At 65.3% G+C, this 19,301-nt stretch carries 20 protein-coding genes; 8 read left to right on the top strand and 12 right to left on the bottom strand.

Annotated features, from left to right (window positions below; all coding sequences use genetic code 11):
* Positions 1-34: 34 nt before the first annotated feature.
* The 7 genes from AC10V3_RS25205 to AC10V3_RS25175 form a co-directional block, all read right to left on the bottom strand.
* On the bottom strand, positions 35-1,219 hold the full coding sequence (locus AC10V3_RS25205; protein ID WP_490924123.1) for an H-NS histone family protein: 1,185 nt from the start codon (positions 1,217-1,219) through the stop codon (positions 35-37).
* 326 nt (positions 1,220-1,545) lie between these two features.
* Positions 1,546-2,517, bottom strand: coding sequence for a phospholipase D family protein (locus AC10V3_RS25200; protein WP_490924122.1), 972 nt, complete (start codon positions 2,515-2,517; stop codon positions 1,546-1,548).
* Between the two features lie 647 nt (positions 2,518-3,164).
* On the bottom strand, positions 3,165-3,683 hold the full coding sequence (locus AC10V3_RS25195) for a hypothetical protein (RefSeq protein ID WP_490924121.1): 519 nt from the start codon (positions 3,681-3,683) through the stop codon (positions 3,165-3,167).
* Positions 3,684-3,793: 110 nt separating this feature from the next.
* A complete protein-coding gene (locus tag AC10V3_RS25190; RefSeq protein ID WP_490924120.1) occupies positions 3,794-4,060 on the bottom strand; it encodes an H-NS histone family protein in 267 nt (88 codons plus the stop codon).
* A complete protein-coding gene (locus AC10V3_RS25185; protein WP_490924119.1) occupies positions 4,044-5,231 on the bottom strand; it encodes a DNA-binding protein in 1,188 nt (395 codons plus the stop codon). Before AC10V3_RS25185 ends, AC10V3_RS25190 begins: the two co-directional genes overlap by 17 nt.
* A 616-nt stretch (positions 5,232-5,847) precedes the next feature.
* Positions 5,848-6,948: a PDDEXK nuclease domain-containing protein gene (locus tag AC10V3_RS25180; RefSeq protein WP_490924118.1), complete on the bottom strand. Its 1,101-nt coding sequence runs from the start codon at positions 6,946-6,948 to the stop codon at positions 5,848-5,850.
* On the bottom strand, positions 6,945-8,144 hold the full coding sequence (locus tag AC10V3_RS25175; RefSeq protein ID WP_022538136.1) for a tyrosine-type recombinase/integrase: 1,200 nt from the start codon (positions 8,142-8,144) through the stop codon (positions 6,945-6,947). The genes AC10V3_RS25180 and AC10V3_RS25175 overlap by 4 nt, the downstream gene beginning before the upstream one ends.
* Positions 8,145-8,388: 244 nt before the next feature.
* Here AC10V3_RS25175 and AC10V3_RS25170 point away from each other — a divergent pair, with 244 nt between their 5' ends.
* Positions 8,389-9,297 (top strand): 2-hydroxy-3-oxopropionate reductase, encoded by a 909-nt coding sequence (locus tag AC10V3_RS25170; RefSeq protein ID WP_022538135.1) that lies wholly within the window; start codon positions 8,389-8,391, stop codon positions 9,295-9,297.
* A gap of 58 nt (positions 9,298-9,355) precedes the next feature.
* On the top strand, positions 9,356-10,225 hold the full coding sequence (locus tag AC10V3_RS25165) for a DMT family transporter (protein ID WP_022538134.1): 870 nt from the start codon (positions 9,356-9,358) through the stop codon (positions 10,223-10,225).
* A 1-nt stretch (position 10,226) separates the two neighbouring features.
* Here AC10V3_RS25165 and AC10V3_RS25160 read toward each other — a convergent pair whose 3' ends face one another.
* Both AC10V3_RS25160 and AC10V3_RS25155 read right to left on the bottom strand, forming a co-directional pair.
* On the bottom strand, positions 10,227-10,793 hold the full coding sequence (locus AC10V3_RS25160) for a flavin reductase family protein (protein WP_022538133.1): 567 nt from the start codon (positions 10,791-10,793) through the stop codon (positions 10,227-10,229).
* A complete protein-coding gene (locus AC10V3_RS25155; protein ID WP_022538132.1) occupies positions 10,790-11,968 on the bottom strand; it encodes an acyl-CoA dehydrogenase family protein in 1,179 nt (392 codons plus the stop codon). The genes AC10V3_RS25160 and AC10V3_RS25155 overlap by 4 nt, the downstream gene beginning before the upstream one ends.
* Positions 11,969-12,124: 156 nt before the next feature.
* Here AC10V3_RS25155 and AC10V3_RS25150 point away from each other — a divergent pair, with 156 nt between their 5' ends.
* Entirely contained in the window at positions 12,125-13,129 is a 1,005-nt protein-coding gene (locus tag AC10V3_RS25150; RefSeq protein ID WP_022538131.1) for an AraC family transcriptional regulator, read from the top strand.
* A 93-nt stretch (positions 13,130-13,222) separates the two neighbouring features.
* On the opposite strand, the gene AC10V3_RS25145 is transcribed toward AC10V3_RS25150, so the two are convergent.
* The gene (locus tag AC10V3_RS25145; RefSeq protein ID WP_022538130.1) at positions 13,223-13,366 is read right to left on the bottom strand and encodes an entericidin A/B family lipoprotein; all 144 of its coding nucleotides are present in this window, start codon (positions 13,364-13,366) and stop codon (positions 13,223-13,225) included.
* A 497-nt stretch (positions 13,367-13,863) separates the two neighbouring features.
* Between AC10V3_RS25145 and AC10V3_RS25140 the strand changes: the two genes are divergently transcribed.
* The 3 genes from AC10V3_RS25140 (at position 13,864) to AC10V3_RS25130 (ending at position 17,123) form a co-directional block, all read left to right on the top strand.
* Entirely contained in the window at positions 13,864-14,061 is a 198-nt protein-coding gene (locus tag AC10V3_RS25140) for a hypothetical protein (protein ID WP_022538129.1), read from the top strand.
* Between the two features lie 174 nt (positions 14,062-14,235).
* On the top strand, positions 14,236-14,547 hold the full coding sequence (locus AC10V3_RS25135) for a hypothetical protein (protein ID WP_041681990.1): 312 nt from the start codon (positions 14,236-14,238) through the stop codon (positions 14,545-14,547).
* A gap of 311 nt (positions 14,548-14,858) precedes the next feature.
* Positions 14,859-17,123, top strand: coding sequence for a VTT domain-containing protein (locus AC10V3_RS25130; protein ID WP_022538127.1), 2,265 nt, complete (start codon positions 14,859-14,861; stop codon positions 17,121-17,123).
* Here the strand turns inward: AC10V3_RS25130 and AC10V3_RS25125 are convergent, their stop codons facing one another.
* Complete coding sequence (locus AC10V3_RS25125) at positions 17,124-17,606, bottom strand: DUF1579 domain-containing protein (protein ID WP_022538126.1); 483 nt, start codon at positions 17,604-17,606, stop codon at positions 17,124-17,126.
* Between the two features lie 229 nt (positions 17,607-17,835).
* Entirely contained in the window at positions 17,836-18,201 is a 366-nt protein-coding gene (locus AC10V3_RS25120; RefSeq protein ID WP_022538125.1) for a DUF2880 domain-containing protein, read from the bottom strand.
* Positions 18,202-18,387: 186 nt separating this feature from the next.
* On the opposite strand from AC10V3_RS25120, the gene AC10V3_RS25115 reads away from it, so the two are divergent.
* Both AC10V3_RS25115 and AC10V3_RS25110 read left to right on the top strand, forming a co-directional pair.
* On the top strand, positions 18,388-18,879 hold the full coding sequence (locus tag AC10V3_RS25115) for a flavodoxin family protein (RefSeq protein WP_022538124.1): 492 nt from the start codon (positions 18,388-18,390) through the stop codon (positions 18,877-18,879).
* Positions 18,880-18,981: 102 nt separating this feature from the next.
* Complete coding sequence (locus AC10V3_RS25110) at positions 18,982-19,254, top strand: hypothetical protein (RefSeq protein WP_022538123.1); 273 nt, start codon at positions 18,982-18,984, stop codon at positions 19,252-19,254.
* Positions 19,255-19,301 lie beyond the last annotated feature (47 nt).

Raw genomic sequence — 19,301 nt, 5'->3', positions numbered from 1 at the left:
GGGGGCGGACCGGCCGCGCCCGCCAACCTGTCGTTCAGTACAAGAGATCGATTAGGAAACGCTCGGGCTTCTTGCCAATCCACGCGGGAGCCCTACCGCGCCCCGACCAGGTCTGGCCCGTCTTGGGATTGCGGTACCTCGGGCGCGGCGCGGCCTTCGTCTTGGTCGGAACAGCGCGGGCAGCGGGCGCAACACTGGGCTTGCCCGCAATGTCCTCAATGCTGAGGTCGTACTCCTGCATCAACTGCTGAATTTCCTCCACGACCTTTGGCACTTCCGTGGCTCGCAACTGCTCAAGTTGCGCATTGACAGATGCCAGTTGAGCGAGCAGTGAGGATTGGGACGGGCTTTGAGTTGCGGTAGGCGCTTTTTGCTCCTGTCGCGGCTTCCGGGTTTGCGTCTTCTGAGTCGGCGCTTCCGGGGCAGCCTCCACTCCAGGCAGTGCTATCTGCTTCGGCCCGCGCTTCCGGGTTGGGGTCTCTTGAGTCGTGACTTCCGGAGCGGCAACTTCAGCTAGGATTTTCGGCTTCCGACCGCGCTTCGGGGTCCGCCTCTCTTCCGGCGCAGTTTCCGGAGCGGCGGTTTCGGTGAGCGCTTTCGGCTTCCGACCGCGCTTCGGGGTCCGCGTCTCTTCCGGCGCAGCTTCCGCAGCGGCAGTTTTGGTGAGCGCTTTCGGCTTCCGACCGCGCTTCGGGGCCTGCATCTCTTCAGGCGCAGCTTCCGGAGCTGGGGCGTAAAGCGGTGCTACCGGGGCGGCCGTTTCGGTCAGTTCGTCCTGGGCGGCAGCTTCCGTCGGTTCGTCCGTGGCCAGGACTTCAACCGGAGCTTCGGCCACGGCTTCAGTGGTCGCTTCCGAGTGCATGGCTTCAATGGGCGCTTCCGGCGCGTCAGATTCAGTCAACGCTTCCGAGGCGGTGGCTTCCATCGATTCTTCCGGTGCCACGTCTTCCGTTGAAGCGTCCGGGGCTGTGTAAGGCCGCCGGCGCCGATATGACACGGTCGCCGTCGGGCCGCTATCCCGGCTTGTGGACCAGAAGTCCAAGCGTCGGGTGTCAACGCTGCCACTACCGACGCATGCATCACTGGCTTCACCAATGACGGGATCCGCGTCGCGCATCGCCTCAGCGATGGGAAGCTCCATCTGACCAAGTCCGTCCGTCGCATTGCTCGCGACAACGGGTTCAACCACTTGCTCTGGGGCCAATTCGTTCTCCTTCATTGAAGTCACTGCACGTGCAGACGCTTCCTAATCCCATGGACGGTGAGACCTTGTCTCTTGCGTGTCGTTCGCTTCTCGCCTGCGCCAAGCCTTCCTTACGAATTCTCGCCGACGCGAAAGGCGCAGTCCCGGGAAGCAGCGCTCCCCCCGCATTGACCGCGCGCTTGAGCTCGGGGGGAAAGGCTCCCAGGCTTTTAGGGCCGCAGCAAAATTCACCGAGCAGGGCTAAGTCCCAGCGGTTACACCGACTGCAGTTCCATGGTCGAAGGATTGAATCGCGCTGCTTACCCTGTTCTTATCGAACTGCGCCTGATCGAGAAGCTTCCTCAAATTTTCGTGACAAACGCCCCTAGTGGCACGAGCGGTGTTCCAGCGTTGATGAATTCGTTTACCTTGCCGGATTGCTTGATTAGGGAAGCCAAACTCTGACAGTGGACGTCCGTGAAGGGCAAGCCGGCCACGTCCTTCAATTTGTAGCACATCTTCAGCTCCATAAGCTCGCCTCGATTCAAGGCTTGCTCCCTTCTTTTGCTATGGGTAAATAAGACCTCATAAGCGCCCTTGACCTTTATCCGCCCCCTCGTTCCTACGTAGACCGGGATCACCGTTTGTCCGACCTTGATTTCGTCCCAATCTTCAAAGATGTCCCAGTTCGTGGTGTCGTTGGCCGGCGACACACCCTCGTGTTGCTCCAACACGAGTGTCGACTCGGATTGAGCCTCAGGCGAAGGATCGCCTCGCCATAGCGCCACGAAGATGTTCCGTCCTTCGAGTGCCGCAGGTGTCATCGACAGTACGGACTCGTGATTGCTTGACATCGGTACGCGGTTGGCACAGCGTTTAGCCCAGTTCCCCCGCGCCTGTTCCATGATTCGTGGCGTTATCTTGCTTCCACGCTTCCACTGGATCTCAAACCACTCCCGCATCTGCTGCAGGTCCGCGGTCTTGTCAGTCGCATAACCAGCTTCCTGCCACCCGTCAAACTCATCGCCTTGGATGTTTAGGCCGTTCGTAGAGAAGTTTGCGGACCCGACAATCGCCACCTTATCACCCACCACGACCTTAGCGTGCAGATCCTCAAGATGAAGGACGTCGTGCTTGTCTGCTAGCAGCGCTTCAATCTCCATGGGATTGGTCCCGCCAGAAGTTAGATTGCAAAGAATGCGGAAGCGCTTGCCTGGGCCGGTCAAGAGCTTCGAGGCACCTTCTCCCCAGAAGGCAACAGCAATATCGATGGCTTCGCTTTGGCTGACGAGTGAGACAATGCGCGCTTTGTAGTCGGTAGAAGAGATAAACATGGCTTCGCGTGAGCGTTGTTGATGTTGCGTGGGGGGTGGATGTGGCTGCCGTGTTCGGCGAGCCGTGAAATTGCTAAGGACAGGATGCTTGGATCTCATGGAGGCTGCGGGCGTGCTTCGGCAGGCGCCTATCGGGCAAGCCGGATACATGCATGCAGACCGTTTCGACATCACGAACAAGAAGCTTGCAAAAGGCGTCGGGTCCATACATGCACGGAAAGTACGATGAGCCCATGAAAAGTACGATGAGCCCATCTCGGTTTGGACGGAAAGCGATGACATTAGGCAATTCGACCTGTCCTGGACGCAGGCGAAGTGGACGTGGTGGCCTCACCCAATCCCACTAGAGATCGTGGACGTTCTGCGGCTCTCCGCTAACTGCCGAGAGCCGTCTTTTCTCCGGTCATCGCAGTTGGCCGCGTGACGTGCGGCAGTAGCTATTTTCAGCGACGGATGCCGCTGCGCCCGCTCACATTGGCACTGGACCGCCCCAGAAGCCTTCAAGAATGGCCGCGCTCAGGGAAGGCGGTGGTTTGCGTCGATCCTAGCATCTAACGATTTTGTCTACGAATTTCTGACTCGGGACACTAGGTTGTTTCAACGTCCTCCAGCTGTCGCCTGGCGCGCTCCAGCTCTGCCCGCCTCTCTCAAACACCAGCTTTCTTTAGATCGTCAAGAAGAAGCGATAGGGAGCTGGCCACGTCCTCAATGGCCCTGTCCATCTCGGAATCGGGAATGGTTGCATGCACCTTCTGCAAAAAATGCAATATTAGCTTTTGTGGCTGGTGCGCTGGGGCTTCCTCGAAAATGATGCGGGTGTACTCCATACCTTGCCCTTCCGCAAGGTTTCTAGCCAATTTTCCAGCATAGCTTTCTGACGTCACCTTCCCTTTGGTTATGCTTTCAAAGTGGATGCCATAGGCCATCGCGGCATTCTTTGTATTGTTAGCCATTAGCTTTTGAGAATTTGGCTTTCGTAAGCCAACAAAAGCGTTGGTTACTGAAATGGCAAGCAATGGAAATTCCATTTGCATGGCGAGAATGTCCACGTTTGATGTGTTCATTGTTTGGCGAAGTGTCTTATAGAAATTTCCACCAAAAACCACAACAGCATTGGACAATCCCCGCTCATTAACTCTATTGAAGATGGAAGATAGGTCGAACATGGAGGTCCTTAAGTTAAAGATTGAAGTAGCCTGCGGTTTCGTCATAGGGCTCGCGTCTTGCATTCCTTGGTGTCGCGCATGACGGATAGGAGGCTCCGAATACCTCTCGGCTATCCGACCCGGAAAAACTCCACGCTCTGCCCCGCATTGACCGCCCGCCGCAGCCAGTCGGGCATGTCGCCCTGCCCGTCCCAACTCTGCCCCGCGGCGTTGCGGTAGCAGACCACGGGCGCTGGTGCAGGTGGCGGCGGTGGTGGTGGAGGAGGCGGCGGATCGAAGCACCCCGCGGCTTCCAGTTCCTCCATGGTCAGCCCGTAGTCGGCCATCTCATTCTGGATCCAGCGGATCGCCGCCGCCCGCTCATTTTTTGCTGTCATTGCTGTCGTCACTGCTGTCGCTGCCGTCTTCCGGGTGGGAGGCGGCCGTCGGCGCGCCCTGCTTGTCGTCTTGCTGTTCGCCCGGTTTTGCGCCTGGCACCGCCTGTTCGGTCGGCGCCGGGCTCCCGGCCTTGCGCCGCCGCCCGCCACCACTCTCCCCCCGCCGCTCGGGCGGTCCCATCCGCAATTCTGCCAGCAGCTGGCGCGCCAGCGCCGCCTCGGCTTCGGCGCGCTCGGCCCGGCGCTGTGCTGCGGCCAGCTCCGCCTGCACCGCGTCCAGGTCGTGCGCCGCTTTGCGCTGCGCCTGCTCGGCGCTGGCGAGCCGATCGGCGAGCGTTGCGGCCTGGGCTTCGAGCCGGGCGCGGACTTCGGCCTGTGTCACCGCCGCGTCGCGGGCCTCGCCGCGCGCCGCTACCAACTCGCCGCGCAACGCTTCCCCCGTGCGCTCGCTCTGCTGGCGCGCGGTACGCTCGGAGTCCAGTTCGCGCAAGGCCCGTCGCTCGCTGGCTTCGGCCCGTTCCTGCGCGAGGGTCACCTGCTCGCGCGCACGCTCCAGCTCGGTCGAGAATTGGGTGCGCAGTTCCGCCAACTGCCGCCCGGCGGCCTCCAACTCCGCCCGCCCCGCTTCCAGCCGGGCCTGGGTCGCCGCGTGTGCCTGCCGCTCCGCCGCCAGCTGCGCCTGCACGGCGTCGTGCGCCTGGCGCGCCTCGGCCAGCTGCGCCGAGATGGCGGCCACCTCCTCCCGGGCCGCCGCGGTCTCGGTCCACGCGGCGTCGCGCTCGGCCTCGGCGGCGCTGGCCGCGTGGCGGGCCTCGGCGCGCAGCGTGGCCAGTTCGCCGGTGGCGGCCTCGTTGGCCGCCTGCCAGATGGTCTGGACCGCGCCGGCCGCAATGTCCTTCAACGCCTCCGGCAAGTCCGGATGGTCGATGGTGACGCGCGTGCGCCCGCGCAGTTCCTGCCAGAACGCCTGCAGCACCTCGGCGGGCGTGCCCATGCTGCCCTTGCGCACCAGGCTGTAGAGCTTGTTGGCGGTGGGCGTGACGCCGTAGCGGAAGAACAGCAGGCCGCAGACCTCGCGGTACAGCGCGCGGGTCTCGGGAAAACGCGTACGCAGCTCGGCCAGGTCGGCCTGCAGCGCGGCGTCGGTCAGATCCAGGTCGGCAGCGGGCATGAAAGAAAAAGTTGGAAAAGTGATGATAAATATTACATCGTAATACGTAGCAAAGCCAATTTTACGCGACTTAGTTTAGACATAACTGCGCTTATTTCAATAATTTGGTGTTAGGACTATTTTTCAAATGCCGAGATCTAGGCCAGTTCAAATCGGCGCAAGGACCTGTAGTTTATCGTCGACGATGGCTTGATTGGCTATTCTGCTGACAAGCTGGGGATCTCTGCGCGCTACCTTACCGATGATTTTCCGTTCCTTTGGCGAATGCATGCGCGAATATCCGATTCTCGGCGGACCTCGGAGAACGAATAACTCTAAAGCAATAAAAGGCAACGTCCAACGTTAATTGCAGTAAACGGTATAAGTAATATATCAGCGATTAATGGTAGCGCACCACCCACTTCACTTGGATTTTCATGGGATGACTACCGTGCAAGCTTCAATAGTTTTCAATCCACGTATGTGCGCGATCTATGCTATTCCTGCCCACGGATTTTGGCCGACGGCTGAAAGATTCTCCGAGCGGAAACAATTCGCAATGTGCAGTCACTTGCCGCGAGACGAAGACTAGCCAATATTACGCGCCGGAGTGGGGCCGTCAGCTGCTGCCAGCAATCTATGGTTCATTTGAATACGCCCCCTCTGGTCGGTGCTTCTCCTGATCATCGCCGCGCTGTTCGATCTGCAACCGTGCACGCGCGGCCGCTTGCTGTAGCCGCTCGGCCAACAACTCGCGCGGCGGCAAGGTGGTCAGGTACTCGGCCACATGGATGCCCGACTTGTTCAGCTCGAGCAACTCAATCTGCTCGGATTTCTTGCCAGTGCAAAGGATGATGCCCAGCGGCGAGGCCTCCTCCGGTTCCCGCTCATTCCTATCGAGCCAGCGCAGGTATAGCTCCATCTGGCCCTTGTACGCCGCCTTGAACTCGCCGACCTTCAGTTCGACCGCCACCAGCCGCCGCAGCTTCCGATTGTAGAAGAGCAAGTCGAGGTAGAAGTCGTCGCCATCCAACTGGATGCGCTTCTGGCGGGCAACGAAGGTGAAGCCCACGCCTAGTTCCAGCAGGAAGGACTCCATTTCGCGGACGATCGCTGCCTCCAGATCGCCCTCCTGCCAGGCGTCTCGAAGCCCCAGGAAGTCGAGGATGTATGGGTCGCGCATGACGAGGCTGGGCGACATTCGCCGCGCATCGCGCATCGTTGCCAGCTCCTGCGCTATCAACTCTTCCGGCTTTCTGGATAATGCCGTGCGCTCGTACAGCATCGAGTCGATGCGCTCTCGCAGCGTCCGCACGCTCCACCGTTCAGCACTGGCCATCTGCGCGTAGTAATCCCGCTGGCGCGGGTCTCTCAGCGGGATTAGGGCGATGAAGTGCGTCCAGCTCAATTGTCGTATCAGAGATACGACAATCTGCTCGTCTGGGAAGGTTGTGGCGAACTGCACCATGCGGCGCAGGTTCTTCTCGGCGAAGCTGCTGCCGTAGTCCCTTACCAACTGGGCCGCCAGTGTGGCCAGCACTTCCTCGCCGTAGTCAGCCCGCCGACCCTCCAAAACCTGCGTATGAATGCGGTGGCCGACACGCCAGTAAAGGATCGTCAGCTCGCTGTTCACCGCCGAGGCGGCGCGCTGCCGCGCTGCCTCGATCAATGCCCGGATGTCGCCCAGCAGGGCCGACGGTGCTGCAGGCGACGGACCGGCTATCTTGCGCCGCTTCATTTCGTCACTCCTTCGGCCTGCCGCGCTCCAGTGATCATCTTGCGCCGGCTCGCCACCAGTTCCGCAGCCTGGCGCACGGGATCGTCTTCCGTGTGGACGTAACGCATGAACATCGCCAAGGTCTTGTGCGCTGTCAGCGCCATGCCGACCTTGACCGGGATGCCGGAGTTGGCGATATCCGTGGCAGCGCGGTGGCGGATGCCGTGGGTGCCGACCTTCGGAACGCCGGCGCGCTCGAGGATGCGCAGCCATGCGTGGTAGTAGGATGCCGGACTGAGCGGCCTGCTGTGATCAAGGATGGCGGGACAGACATAGGGTGAATCGCCGTAGCGCGGCGCGTTCGACAGAAGCCGATGGGCCTCCTCGCTCAAGGGCTTGGACATACCGCCCGTCTTGCTGTCCGGCCACACCACCCGGCCGTTGGACAGATCGAGCCAATCCCACTGCAAAAGCCGGACCTCCGACATCCGCGCCGCGAACTCGAATTGCAGCCGGACGGCAAGCAGGTGGATCGAATGCTCCAGCCCCTCCGCCTCGGCTTTGTCCAGATATGCGAACAGCTTGACCATCTGCTCATCGGTGATGAGGCGGGTCGTGCCATTCTCCGGGTACTTAGGCACGTGACGGCAAGGGTTGGAGCCGTCGGGCCGGTAACCCCACACCTTGGCCAGGTTGAACATTTTGCAGATGCATGCCAGCGTCCGATTGGCTTGGATGGGTGACTTTTCCATACGCTTCATCAGCGTGGTGATGTCCTGCCGTGTGACCTCGTGGACTTTTTTGCTGCCGAAGGCCGGGATGACAAAGCAGTCGATCTGGTGCTGATACGAGCGCCGCGTGCTTGGCTTGTTGTGTAGCTTGGAGTGGTCCTCCATGAACCGGAGGCAGAGCTCATTGACGGTAGGCGCCTTGCGGGCTTTGGCCTTGTCATGTCCAGGGTCGCCGCCGCGCCGGACTTCGGCTAGCCAGTCCGGGGCCAGCGACCGCGCCAGTTCGACGGTCAGCTCGCCGAACTGGCCGAGCGCCGGCTTACGCCGCATACCCGAGTTCGTGCGGTACTGAAGCATGAACACTTTGCGGCCGGTTGGTGTTACCTTGCATATGAAGCCCGGAACGATCGTATCCCGGAGTTCGACGTCGCTGGTCTGTGCCTTTGCAGCATCAACAACGCTCTTGGTCAGCTTGATCTTAGTCATGTGGTGCTCCTGAGAGGCCCAGATTCCAGGGGCCGGCCAGGAGCCAAGCGAAAGAGAATCGGGGCGATTTGCATCGCGCACCGCGATATGATCCAAGGCGTTGGATTTGCGGAAAACCCGCCACAGCAAGCTGTATCCAAGCCAAGAGGCCCGCCGGTGCAGAGCATACGCTGTGACTGACTATCATCAGTTATGCCCCGCCGCACCACGCGGCAGCCCACAGGTAACCACCGAGGACACGGACATGAGCAAGATCGGCTTTATCGGACTTGGCGTGATGGGCAAGCCCATGGCGCAGCACATTGTCGACGGCGGGCATACCGTGTTCGCCTATAAGCGCAGCGGCGTGCCGCAGGACCTGCTCAATGCGGGCGTGAAGGCCTGCGCCAATGCCGAGGAAGTGGCGCGGCAGTCGGAAACCATCATCCTGATGCTTCCCGACACGCCTGACGTGGAGCAGGTGCTGTTCGGCAAGGAGGGCGTGGCCGACGGCCTTGCCGACACGCCCGGCGGCGTCACGGTGATCGACATGAGTTCGATCTCGCCGATCGCAACGCGCGAGTTCGCACGCTGTATCGAGGTGCTTGGCGTCGACTACATCGACGCGCCGGTCTCCGGCGGCGAGGTCGGCGCCAAGGCCGCTACGCTGTCGATCATGGTGGGCGGCAAGCAGGAAGTGTTCGACCGCGTGCTGCCGCTGCTGCAGCTGATGGGCAAGAACATCACGCGCGTGGGCGAAGCCGGTGCGGGCCAGGTCGCCAAGGTCGCCAATCAGATAATCGTGGCACTGACCATCGAGGCCGTCAGCGAGGCGCTGGTGCTGGCCGCGCGCGCCGGCGCCGATCCGGCGCGCGTGCGCGAGGCGCTGATGGGCGGCTTTGCCAGCTCGCGCATCCTGGAAGTGCATGGCGAACGAATGATCAAGCGCACCTTCGACCCGGGCTTCCGCATCGCGCTGCACCAGAAGGACCTGGAACTGGCGCTGTCCACCGCGCGCCAGCTCGGCGTGGGGCTGCCCAACACGGCGTCGTGCCAGCAGCTGTTCAATGTCTGCGACGGACTGGGCGGCGCCGGATGGGACCACTCGGGCCTGGTCAGGGCGATCGAGCACTTGTCCTCGTTCGCCATCGGCGACACCGCGGCGGCGGACTGAAGCTGGTGCAAGACATCGGACACAGGCACCAACGCAGCCTCCAGCCAACCCGCCACGCATGCCGCGCGCCCGCACCGCCCTGCTGACGACGCTGGCCCTGCTGGCCTTTGCCGGAAATTCGCTGCTGTGCCGGCTCGCGCTCAAGGGCACCACCATCGACGCGGCCAGTTTCACGATTGCGCGCGTGGCGGCCGCGGCGGTGGTGCTGTGGGTCATCGTGATGGCGCGGCGGCAGCGCGAGCGCTCAAGCGGGCGCGATGGCGCGCTGAGCGGCAACTGGTTGTCCGCGCTGGCGCTGTTCTGCTATGCCGCGGCCTTTTCGTTCGCCTATATGCGGTTGAGCGCGGGCACCGGCGCGCTGCTGCTGTTTGGGTCGGTGCAGGCCACCATGACCGGCTATGGCCTCTACGCTGGCGAGCCGCTGCGCGCGCGCCAGTGGATCGGCCTGGCGCTGGCGCTGACCGGCCTGGTCTGGCTGATGCTCCCCGGCCTGGCTACGCCGCCGCTGCATTCGTCGCTAATGATGATCGCCGCGGGCATCGCGTGGGGCATCTATTCGCTGCACGGCAGGCGTGCCGCCGATCCGGTCTCGACGACCGCGGGCAACTTCGTGCGGGCCGTGCCGATGGCGCTGGCGCTGGGCGCGGTGATGCAGGCCGAGCGCTCGCTGGACGGCACCGGGCTCCGCTATGCGCTGTTGTCCGGCGCGATCACCTCGGGTCTTGGCTACGTGGTCTGGTATGCGGTGGTGCCGCAGCTGCGCGCCGCCACTGCCGCGACCGTGCAGCTGAGCGTGCCGGTCATTACCGCAGTGGGCGGCATCGCGCTGCTGGACGAGGCGCTCACCTTCCGGCTGGCGCTGAGCGCGGCCGCCGTGCTCGGTGGCATTGCACTGGTGATCGCAGGCAAGCGGACCGAACGCGCCTGAGCTACTGCGCGTCGACGGCGGCAAACGCGCCACCGTGGAACACCAGCGGCGCGCCCGGCGCCGAGGCGTAGGCCACCACCTCCACCACGAACACCACATGGTCGCCTACCGCGCGCACCGAGCGATGCGTGCAGATAAAGGTCGCCAGCGCGCCCGCGATCAGCACGCTGCCGCACGGCCCCGGGCGGCAGTCGACCCCGGCAAAGCGGTCGACGCCGCGCGCGGCAAAGCGGCGGCACAGCGCCTGCTGGCCGCCGGCCAGCACGTTGATCGCATGGCACGGCGCCGCACGCAGCGCGGGCAGGCTGGCGGAAGCGCGCGCCAGGCACCACAGCAGCAACGGCGGCGCCAGCGACACGGAGGTGAACGCGTTGATCGTGACGCCGACGGGCTGGCCGTCAGCGCCGGCGGCGGTCACCACCGTGACGCCGGTGGCGAACTGGCCCAGCGCAGCGCGCAGCGCGCGCCGGGCCGCTTCGTCGTGGCCGATGCTGCAGGCCTCGTCGTCATAGCCGCTGTCGTTGCAGGCCTCGGTGGCGAACGGCAGCGGTGCGAGCGCGGGCATCATTGCGCGGCCTGCCGCACCTCGCCGGTCGGCGCGTCGAGATCCAGGCCCAAGGCCATGCGGCCGGCGTATTCCTGCTGCGCGCTGGCTTGCAGCGGGTGGAAGCGCGCACCCTGCGCATCGCGGAAGCGCCGCTCCAGCCCGGCATCGCGATAGAAGCCCGCGCCGCCTGCCAGGTCCATCGCGGCTTCCACGCTGGCCAGCACCGCGCGCGCGGCCAGCGTGCGCCCGCACATGATGCGGTTGGTGGTGACCGCGCCGGGCGCCTGGCCCGAGGCTGCGTCGAACATCGCATTCAGCGCCATGCCCGCGGCCTCGGCTTCGTTGCAGAGACGGCCGGCCGCTTCCACGGCATGCGCATTCAGGCGCCGCTGCCGCGCGAGCTGCAGCGCGATATCGCGCGCGGCTTCGGCAATGCCGACGTAGACTGAATAGATCAGCGGCAGCGCGATCATCGCCACCGTATGCATCATCGGGTGCCACACGCCTTGTGGACGGCGCGCAGCGATGGCGGTGTCGGGCACCAGCACGCCTTCGAGCTGCACGTCGTGCGAGCCGGTACCGCGCATGCCCAGCGTGTGCCAGTTCGACATGACCTGCACACCCGGCGTCTTCATCGGCAGCGCGAAATGCAGCACCGTGGGGCCGCTTTCCGGATCGTCATAGACCGCGCACGTCATGAACAGGTCTGCCACCGGCGCGCCGCTGGCGAAGATCTTGCGCCCGTCCACGCGATAGCCGCCGTCGACGCGCGTGGCCTTGCCGCTGCCTTGCAGCCAGTCCGAACCGCCGCTGCCCAGCAGCACCATCTGCTCGCCCGCGACGCGCTTGAGCAGGCCTTCGACCGGCGCCTTCTGGTTGCGCCAGCGCCAGGCCGCCGTGGCCACCGGATGGGTATGCATGGCAAAGGCTAGTGCGGTCGAGCCGCAGTACTTGCCCAGCTCGCGCAGCACGGCGCCGAGTTCGCGGTGCGAGAGCCCGCCTCCGCCCAGTTCCTGCGGCACCGCGGCGGCAAAGAAGCGGTGCGCGCGCAGGTCGTCGTAATTAGCGCTGACGAACTGCCCGCTGGCGTCGATCTCGGGCGCGCGTGCGTCGAAGGTGCGGCCCAGTGCCGCGGCAAGGGCGAGCCAGTCGGCCTGCGCACCTGCGCTGGCATCGGGGGCGGATAGTGTTTCCATGGTGTTGTCTCCTGCTGGTCTGATACGTGCCCCCGCGCAGTTGTCTACGTTGTCCGGCAGGTAGCACGGTGCTAGTATCGGAGCCCGGTCCCCTGGCCCGTATGATCGGGCGTCCGGCTTTCTTGCGCGAAACACCGGATCTGGAGGAATGTGACCATGGATGCCCTGTCCGACCTCTTGCGCGCCGTGCAGTTGAGCGGCGCCGTCTTCCTCAACGGCGAGTTCAAGTCGCCGTGGTGCCTGGTCTCTGAAGCGGATGCTGAATTGCGCAGCGCCTTCCTGCCCGGCACCGACCGCGTGGTCTCCTATCACCTGATTACCGAAGGCGTCTGCTGGGCCCGCCTGGTCGACGGCAGCGGCCCCGACCTGCGCGTGGAAACCGGCGAGCTGCTGGTGGTGCCGCAGGGCGAACCGCACGTGCTGGGCAGCGACCTGCGCCTGCAGGCGATACCGTCCGCGCCGCTGGTATCCGACATGTTGCGCAACAGCCCCGGCGAAGTCATGCGCGTGTCGTACGGCGGCGGCGGCGAAACCACGCGCATGGTGTGCGGCTTTCTCGGTTTTGACGACACCATGGGCAATCCGCTGCTGACGTCGTTGCCGCGGCTGTTCAAGGTGGGCCTGGGTAGCGGCCTGGAGTCGGCGTGGCTGGCCTCGGCGCTGGCCTTTGCCACGTCGGAAGCAGCGGAGCCGCGCGCGGGCACCGCAACGGTGCTGGCCAAGCTATCGGAACTGCTCTTCGTGCAGGCGGTGCGGCGCTGCATCGACACGCTGCCAGACAATGAAAGCGGCTGGCTGGCGGCGCTGCGCGACCGCTACGTGGGCCGTGCGCTGTCGCGCATGCATGCGCGCCCGGCGTACCCGTGGACGGTGGATGAGCTTGCGGGCAACGTGGGCCTGTCGCGCTCGGCGCTGGCGCAGCGCTTTACCGACCTGCTGGGACAGCCACCGATGCAGTACCTGGCGCACTGGCGCCTGCGCACCGCGGCGGCCGAGCTGCGCAGCGGCAACCGCTCCATCGGCGAGATCGCGGGTGCGGTCGGCTACGACTCCGAGGCCGCGTTCAGCCGCGCCTTCAAGCGCGAGTTCGGGCTGCCGCCGGCAAGCTGGCGCAGGAGCCGGGCCGACGAGATGCGTGCACCGGTCACGGCCGTGAGCTGAATCCCTTCGTCCCGATCTGGCGCAATACGAATAAAGGCGGCCCGCGCCGGTGGCGCGGGCCGCACTATGGAACGATGCAGGCTTGGCAGGGAATTACATCTTCTGCTTGGTGCTTTCCGCCGCGCCCTGGACCTTCTCGCCGCCGCGTTCAATATCCTTGCCTGCGCCGGACATGGTGTTGCAACCAGTGACCAGCAGCACGCCAGCGAGTGCAAACAGTGCGTATAGCTTTCTCATGACGATCTCCTTGCTTCGTGTGGATGCGACTTGCGCCGCCAGAATGGAAATGATCGGATGGCATGACCGGGCAAGCTGCTTGCCCAACCGGCAATTGGATCGTAGCAACGCGCGGCCGTCCGAAAAGTCGGCATTCGTCCTACCGCGATGTCAGCCGAAGGCGCGACATGCCGGCCCCAAACGTTGCATCACACTCTCTGCAGAACGATCCGGTTGCCTTGGCTGGCCAACGCTTGTAGGACGGCGACCGATAGCCGCCCGCGGAGGCATCGCATAGAAATCAAGTACGTCAGATGAAGCCCCTCCCGGCCGCCGGCCGGCGCCGTCCCGCCGTTATGCGGGCCACAACACCTTGCCGCTCGCAACGCGCTGTCGCGCATGCTACGTTGACAGAAATCAACGAAGCGCGCAGCGTCCGCGAAGCCACGGGTCCACTGCCGATACTGGAAAAAGGCAGATCGCCACTATCCTGAATCCAGAACCCACCGAGACCCGCCATGCCCCTGTTCCTCAGGTATCGCCCGCTGGACATCTATCCCGACCCGATCGAGGCCACGGTGGCCGAGCTGCACGAACTGGCCGCGGATGTCCAGGCGAGGCAGGCGCGCAAGTGGCAAAGACACGGCACCATGCTGGCCGCAAAGGACCTCGCGGACGGGAGATTTCCTGCCGGCGACCCCGAAACGCGGCATTAGCCTGCGGACATTTCGGGTCCACGCCGAAATGTGAACAAGTGTCATATCGGGTTGGCAAAGACATGACCCCTGCGAAAGAATGGGCTCCCGCATGCGGCGCGGCCCGTCAGGGCACCCGCCGCTGCACCATCTTCCTGACGCAGCGACATGAATCGAACCACCCGAGATTGCGTGCTGGCGTTGATTTCCACCCTGCGAGCCAAGGGGCCTATACCCCGGCACCAGCTTGCCGCCGCCAGCCGCCTGAGTGCCGCGGAACTGACCCGCGCATTGAAATCGGCCCGCCAGATGGGCGTCGTAGCCTACGCCGGCGAGCCGGGACTGCCGGCACAGGCCGACACCCCGCTCGTGCTGACCGGCCGGCCGTTGCCGCCGCCGTGCCGGGTCACGCCGCCCGCACGCGAAAGCACGCCGCACTTCGAACCATTGCTCGACGCCTGGGGCATCGCGCGCCCACGGGCGCTGCCGCGTGGCCATGCCTCGTAACGCCAGCCGCGCCCGGCGCCCGCGCAGGACGTTCGCTGCCCGCCATCTGACACTCGCGCACCCGGCGGCACCCTTCGGCAGGATCTGCCCGCGCCCCGCGCCGGCGTGCCGTTCTTACAAAGGCCGGTAAAGCGCACACACGCGGCGCGAGCGCCGGACACTCCCACGCGCAGCGGGCAAGGGGGGTTTTCCCTCCGGCCCGGCAGCCTCTCCGCGTCTGCAAGTGCACCAGACGCCCCCGCCCCTTCCACAGCCGCTTCCGGTACGGAACTTGCGCGACGCTTCAGGCTGAACCTCCCTGAGGGTGCGACATGAGGCAACAGAACCCGCCCGGCACCACGGCGCGCGTTGCGCCGGACACACCGCATGAAGTCCAGGAACCGGCCAGCTTTACGCTGCAGCCGGGGCACAATTGCTGGCGCGTCGAGCCGTGCCAGCGCTTTGCCATGCTGGTCGATGGCGACGCGTACTTCCACGCGGTGCGCGCGGCGCTGCCACTGGCCGAGCACACCATCTTCATCCTGGGCTGGGACATCGACAGCCGCATGGAACTGGTGCCGCAGGGCGCCGACGACGGCCTGCCCGCCGGCCTGCGCGACTTCCTGTGCGCGCTGGCGGATCGCCGCCCCAGCCTGCGCATCTACATCCTGAGCTGGGACTACGCCATGGTGATGGCGCTCGAGCGCGAGTGGCTGCCCTCGGCCAGCGCCCACTGGCAGGCGCACCGGCACCTGTCGTTCCGGCTCGACGGCAACCATCCCCCGGGCGCCTCGCACCACCAGAAGGTGGTAGTGCTCGACAACAAGGTGGCCTTTGTCGGCGGCCTGGACCTGACACTGCGCCGCTGGGACGACAACCAGCACGCCCCCAAGGCGCCGCTGCGCATGGCCGAAGGCAAGCCCTATGCGCCCTTCCATGACGTGCAGTGCGTACTTGACGGCGGCGCCGCCGCAGCGCTGGGCGATCTGGCCGCGGCGCGCTGGCTGCGCGCCACCGGCAAGCGGTCGCGCCCGCCCGCGCCGACCTCGTCGGACCCGTGGCCGCCCTCGCTGGCGCCGGAGCTGACCGATGTCAGCGTCGGCATCGCGCGCACCATGCCCGCCTGCGAGGACGAGCCCGGCGTCAGCGAGATCCGCATGCTGCTGCGCGACGCCATTGCCTCGGCCCGAAACAGCATCTACATGGAGAACCAGTACTTCAGCTCCGGCGAGATCGCCAAGGCGCTGGGGGCGAAGCTCGGGCGCGAAGACGGCCCGGACATCGTGCTGGTGTCGCGCCGCAACGAGAGCGGCTGGCTCGAAGCGCACAGCATGGGCGTGCTGCGCGCGCGCCTGTACCGCCGGCTGCACGCGGCCGATACTTATGAGCGCTTCCGCCTGTTCTGTCCGTCGATCCCCGGGCTGATGCCGGATTGCGTCAACGTGCACAGCAAGGTGACGGTGATCGACGACGACTTCCTCACCATCGGCTCGTCCAACCTCAGCAACCGTTCGCTCGGACTGGACACCGAATGCAACGTCGTGGTGACTTCGGGCGGCGACGAGCGCGTGCGCACGGCCATTGCCGCCATGCGCGCGCGGCTGCTGGGCGAACACCTGGACGTGGCGCCCGAGGAATTCCAGGCTGAGGTCGCCGCCTCGCGCCGCCTGCTCGCGGCAATCCGGTCGCTGCAACGCCCCGACGGCCGCACCCTGGAAGACTACGAGCCGCCGCTGCCGGACGATCTCGATGCCGCCTCGCCCGGGGATCACCTGCTGGACCCGATCGAGCCGATCGACAGCGACCAGGTGCTGGCGGAATTCGTCAGCCACGAGGCCCGCCCGCGCGTGGCAGGCCGCGTGGGGGTGATGGTGGCGCTGGCGCTGGTACTGACCGGGCTGGCCTTTGCGTGGCGCTACACGCCGCTGCGCGAATGGGCCGACTTCCGCGCCTTGCTCGCCGTGGTCGAGCGGCTCGACGACATGCCGCTGGCGCCGCTGGCGATGATGGGCGTCTACCTGGCGGGTGCGGCAACGATGCTGCCAGTGACGGTGCTGATCCTGGTGACTGTGGTCGTGTTCGGACCCGTCTACGGCGCGGCGCTGGCGCTGTGCGGCACGGTGCTGAGCACCTGCGCCGGCTACCTGGCCGGGCGCGTGCTCGGGCGCAATACGGTGCGCCGTTTTGGCGGCAGGCGGCTGAACCGCGTCAGCCACCAGCTCGGCAAGCACGGCGTGCTGGCGATGGTGGTGCTGCGGCTGGTGCCGCTGGCGCCGTTCTCGCTGGTCAATCTGGTGGTGGGCGCCTCGCGCATCAGCCTGCGCGACTGCCTGGTCGGGACCGCGCTCGGCATGCTACCGGGCATCCTGATCTCGGCCGCGCTGGTCGATCGCGTTGCCGCCGCGGCACGCCACCCGGGGCTGCTTACCTTCAGCCTGCTGGCGCTGGTGCTGCTATTGCCGGCGTCCCTGCTGCTATTGTTGCGCCGCCGGCGGCGGCGCCATGCCGAAGCGCGCGGCGCGCCCCCGCACGTCGCTGCGCACGGGCCCGGAGGGCGGCTGGCGCGCCTCGCCCGCATGGCGGGCGGACGCACATAGCTAGCGCCTGCGGCGGTAGCTGGCCGACATGATCTGGGTCCACTCGCCGTTCTCGCCCTGCATATAGGACGTCAGCAAGCGCTGGTCGTCGCCCTTGAAGGTAATCACATCACGGTACTGCGCCATGTGCCCGTTGCCGGAGCAATCGGGGCCCTCGGCGCGCAACGTCAGCTGCTCGCCACTAGCATCGAGGTCGCCCTCATAGACCCACAGGTGGGTCATCATCGAGCCGATGAACGTGCCGACGAAATGCTTGCGCGCGGGATCGTAACCCAGCGTCATCACCGTGGTGGCCGGCCCGCAGCCTGGCATGTCGCCCTGCGCCACGCACTGCACCCACACGTCGCCGACGCTGCTGACGCGCTCGGGTATTTCCCACTTCTGCGTCGGCTGGTCCGGCCCCATCGACGCCTCGCCTTCGGCGATCCAGTCGCCCACCAGCCGTTGCAGCCAGCGGTGTTCCTTCTGCGCTTCGGTCTTCATTCGCGGTCTCCTTGGCATGGCAGCCCCAAATCGCAGCCACAAGCGGCAGCGGCACGATGCCGGCCCTTGGGACGTGCATTTGTGGATGCTGTACACATAGCCTAGCAAAGGAGATGGACAGCGTCCACATTTAATTGCAATTGACCAGGCCGGGCTGGCCGCAGCAGGATTGCCAGCTGAGGAGATAAAGCGAGGAGACAAGCCGCGCGGGTGGCAGCGGCCGGAGAGATTACTGCGGCAACCGGACCTTGGGCACCACGAACTGGTTACCGGGGGCGCGCAGCACGTCGCACTGCACCTTGGCCTTGCGCACGGCGCCATCCTGCGCCAGGTATTCGACATCGCCCACCACGCTGTAGGCGTCTTCGGCCACCTTGCGGGTCTTGCCGCTGACCCACTTGAAGCTGCCGGGATTGGGCAGCGCCGCCTTGACGGCCTTCATGCAGGCGACCGGCGCTTCCGGGGCCTCGTCCTTGCCGCGCGGCTTGGGCGCGCTGTCCTGCCCCGCGGCCAGCGCCGCCGACGCAGACGCTGCCGACAACATCAGCACGAGCGTGGCGGACAGGGAACGTGGCGAAAGCGGCAAAACCTGCATCTTGGGCTCCTGGGGGCGGCAGTGACTAGCGCGACATTCTAACGCCGCCGCCAAACCCTTCAGGCTGCGCCGCCGCAACAAAAGTTCCCTCGCCGCCACGGCGTCACACCTCAGTGTCGTGGCGGGAATCGCGCGAGGCCCGCGTGATACAGTCCTCAGCGTATGGCACACCGCAAACCCGCAAGCATGAAGACGCTGCTGATCGTTTACCACACGATGACCGGAGGCACCCGGCAGATGGCGGAGGCCGCCGCGGATGCGGCCCGCACGCAGACTGGCGTGAGTGTCGTGCTCAAGCGCGCATGCGAAGCCGGCCCCGACGATGTCCTCGCCGCCGACGGCTACCTGTTCGCCACGCCGGAAAACCTGGCCGCAATGGCCGGGATGATGAAGGACTTCTTCGACCGCTGCTACTACGCGGCGCTCGACCGCATCAACGGCCGACCGTACGCCACCATGATCTGTGCGGGCAGCGACGGGCAGAATGCGTTGCGGCAGATCGAACGCATTGCCACGGGGTGGCGGCTCAATTGCGTGGCACCTGGCCTGATCGTTTGCACGCATGCGCAGACGCCGGAGCGCATCCTGGCGCCCAAGCAGATCGGGGCGGAGGATCTTGCACGGTGCGCGGAACTCGGTGAGGGGTTGGCGGCCGGGTTGGGGCTTGGGGTGTTTTGACAAGCCGGTCGTCGGGTGGCGCGCTATTGCCTGGCAGCGGGGCTACACTGCCGGGAACAGGACTTGCACGGCAAGTAACGTCGCCCCCGACCGGCATCCACCATGGAAGACCCCGAAATCACTGCCTCAGAAGCCAGGCGCGATCCGCTTGCCGGCACCGCGCGCGGTTCTATGCGGCTTGTCGATGCCCTGACCCAGACGGCGCTGGTCGTGGCCACCGCCACGCTGGCGTGGGTGCTGTGGCGCCGCACCGACGCCTTTGCCTGGCTCGGCTCGCTCGAGCCAGCGGCCACCGCTGCCCTCGCGCTCCTGACCACGTTGGTAGCGCTGCTGGGAGTGTGGATGGGCGTGCGCACCTGGCGGCGCGTGGGCTGACGCGTCGCTAAACCTTACAACGCAGCGGTAAAAAGGGGCCTGCGCCG

Source organism: Cupriavidus sp. PB-02 (genome assembly GCF_058252315.1).
This window is presented reverse-complemented; position numbering and strand designations above follow the sequence as displayed.